Origin of the sequence: Paracraurococcus lichenis, assembly GCF_030657435.1 — a bacterium.
GTDB classification, from domain to species: Bacteria; Pseudomonadota; Alphaproteobacteria; order Acetobacterales; family Acetobacteraceae; genus Paracraurococcus; species Paracraurococcus lichenis.
The window spans coordinates 1-362 of record NZ_JAUTWS010000535.1; the positions used below are offsets into that span (position 1 = coordinate 1).

Annotated in this window: 1 protein-coding gene; it reads left to right on the forward strand. The window is 67.1% G+C overall.

Annotated features, from left to right (window positions below; genetic code table 11):
* A partial coding sequence (locus Q7A36_RS41135) for a response regulator (protein ID WP_305109531.1) occupies positions 1–362 on the forward strand: 362 nt, incomplete at both ends.

Below are 362 nucleotides of genomic sequence, written 5' to 3' on the forward strand. Positions count from 1 at the left end.
GTGCAGGCCGGTACGACCGCCGCACCTGGCTTGGCTGGAGCGCCGGCCGACAGCACACTCGCGGGCCGGGTCGCGCTGGTGGTGGATGACGAGCCGATGATCCTGGAGATCATGGCGGAGCACTGCATGTCGCTTGGCATGAAGGTGTACGACGCGGCCGACGGCGAGCGCGCCCTCGGCGCCATCGAATCGCACCCGGAGATCGAGGTGCTGGTGACGGACGTCCGGATGCCAGGGCTGGACGGCCCCGGTCTTGCAGAGCGGGCTCTCCTGCTGCGACCCAAGGTCAAGGTGATCTTTGTGACGGGCTACAGCACCTATCGCAGTTCCACTTGGCCGATCCTGCGCAAGCCCTTCGACCT